This is a genomic window from Escherichia sp. AM3 (assembly GCF_032029835.1).
GTDB classification, from domain to species: domain Bacteria; phylum Pseudomonadota; class Gammaproteobacteria; order Enterobacterales; family Enterobacteriaceae; genus Escherichia; species Escherichia coli.
The window spans coordinates 1-2,385 of the sequence record NZ_JAVUPQ010000206.1; the positions used below are offsets into that span (position 1 = coordinate 1).

Below are 2,385 nucleotides of genomic sequence, written 5' to 3' on the forward strand. Positions count from 1 at the left end.
GTTTTATGATATGCCGAGTCTTCAACGATTATATTTTTCTGGAGAGATTTATATTGCAATATTAATTTTTTCATTTTTTTTCCTTACCAGAAAAGCAAAAGATCCCATAATTACATCTGGTAATTTTGTCATGATTTATTCCCTTTTTACTATTGTGACGTTTTATGGTGTTGTTTTAATTTCAATGACATGGTTTATTCGTAATTTTTACTGGGCTGTTCCTATCACGCCTGTTCTATATGTTCTAATCTTGCAGTATTATGAAAAAGAAAACGTAAAAAAACATCATTTTTTATTGCTACTATTTGTAATATTTCAAATCGCATTTTCTATTGAAACTTTTTGGCGAGCTCCTTTGATTGATTTAGTCTATCCTTACTGAATTTATTCGAAGTTATGAAATTTATTTAACATGAGTGATAATAATGAAGAATATTTTGCTTGTGATCTTATACAATAAGCAGATCGTAGAATCATCTACTCTTTTATCATTGTCTAAAAGTGATTATAAAGGTGATGTCGTTATTTTTAATAATGGACCTTTACCTGTTAGTAATACTTGTGCAACTCTTTTAGCGATGAAACAAGACAATCGAATAGTACGAATTGAAGAAGATTTAAACAATAGACCACTCAGTATTATTTACAATGATTTCTTGGAACTCATTGGTTATGATAATTATTTTATTTTTGATGATGATACTGTCATACCCAATGATTTTTTTAGTGCTAAAATAAGGAATAATTGCCAGTTGTCGCTACCACTTATTTTGTCAGAGAAAACAAATATAATACATTATCCAAAAATAAATGGTGAACCTTGTAATATTGACTTTCTTTTAGTAAAGGATATTGATGATGTTATATCGATAGGATCAGGGCTTATGATTCACCGTTCTTTGATAGACATATTTAAGAAAAATCACCAGAAATTATTTGATGAAAAATTCGCATTATACGGTGTGGACTATAGCTTGTTTCGCCGCATATCTAAACTCAAGTCTAATGATGTCAAGATAAAAATTGATATATCCGGAGTGTTAAAACATTCGCTTTCGAGCGAGGAAAATAATGTTTCTTCTTTTAGAACTCGTGAACGCTTAATTGACTTGATTTTGAACAAAATTTATTATTCTGAACATGGGCGATTGTATAACTTTCTTTCCATAGGCAAAACAATAATAGAGCAAATTTTGTCTATGAATATTTATAATGTTTTTGTGATTATTCGAGTCCTTTGCCATGGTCAGCATCCCAGAATACGTCAATTCAAAAAATAGACTTTACGAATATTTTTTATTTTTACTATTTTATTGATAATTTACTTTATATATTTTGCTTTTAAGAGAGCGCTGAAATGATAACTATTAATAAAATAGTTAAAAACAATGCTGTTATTAATATCATTTGGTTGTCTGCAGATAGTCTAATTAGAATGGGATTAGGCTTTCTTGTATCAGTATGGCTTGCACGATATCTAGGACCGCATGAATTTGGTATTTATAATTATTGTTTGGCTATTATCACAATATATGTTTCTGTAGCTTCTTTAGGAATGAACGGTGTAGTTGTCAGAGAGGTCATTAAAAACGAAAACAAAGCTAAAGTAATCATGGGGACTTCGTTGTACCTTCAGATCTTGGGAAGTCTTTTAGCAAGTGTCTTAGTTACAATTACAATATATGTACTCCGCCCGAATGACTGGGGGGTATTATTTGCTGTTTTAGTGATGTTACCTTCAGTATTACTTAGAAGTAGTGATATTTTTAAGTATTGGTTCGAGTCAAAAATAAAATCGAAATACACTGTTTTATCACAAAATATTGCTTTCTTTATAAGCTCAGCTGTTAAAATATCAATAATATATTTTAATGGGTCATACTTATATGTCTGTGCAACTGTTTCTTTAGAGGCACTGATCACTTGCTTGCTCCTTTATTTTTATTATAAAAAGAATCATTCATCCGAAGATAAATGGCTATTTGATTATTATGAAGCTAAAAGATTATTATCTTTAAGTTGGCCTTTAATATTATCGGGTGTCGCTTTTATGTTATACATGCGAATTGACCAAATAATGATTGGGAATATGATTGGTGATTCTGCAGTTGGTATTTACTCTGTTGCTGTTAAAATGGTTGAGGTTTGGTATTTTTTCCCAGTTGCAATCGTCAGTTCTTTATTTCCAAAGATAATTAAGCTTAGAGAGGTTAATGTCTTAGAGTATAATAAAAGGTTACAATTTTTATATGATATTTTAGTCGTTCTTAGCGTTTCAATTGCTTTGATTGTGACATTTCTTTCTGATTATATCATTGGATTTTTCTATACTCATCAATATACTGAAGCTTCAATTCTAATAAAAATATATGCGTGGGTTAGTGT

General features: G+C 29.8%; 2 protein-coding genes and 1 pseudogene. All 3 read left to right on the top strand.

The window, feature by feature from the left end:
- A pseudogene (locus tag RTW80_RS24105) lies at window positions 1-382 on the top strand (EpsG family protein); the annotation flags it as partial.
- A 43-nt stretch (window positions 383-425) separates the two neighbouring features.
- Window positions 426-1,280: a hypothetical protein gene (locus tag RTW80_RS24110; RefSeq protein ID WP_312720554.1), complete on the top strand. Its 855-nt coding sequence runs from the start codon at window positions 426-428 to the stop codon at window positions 1,278-1,280.
- A 77-nt stretch (window positions 1,281-1,357) separates the two neighbouring features.
- The coding region (locus RTW80_RS24115; RefSeq protein ID WP_312720557.1) for a flippase at window positions 1,358-2,385 on the top strand (1,028 nt) is incomplete at its 3' end.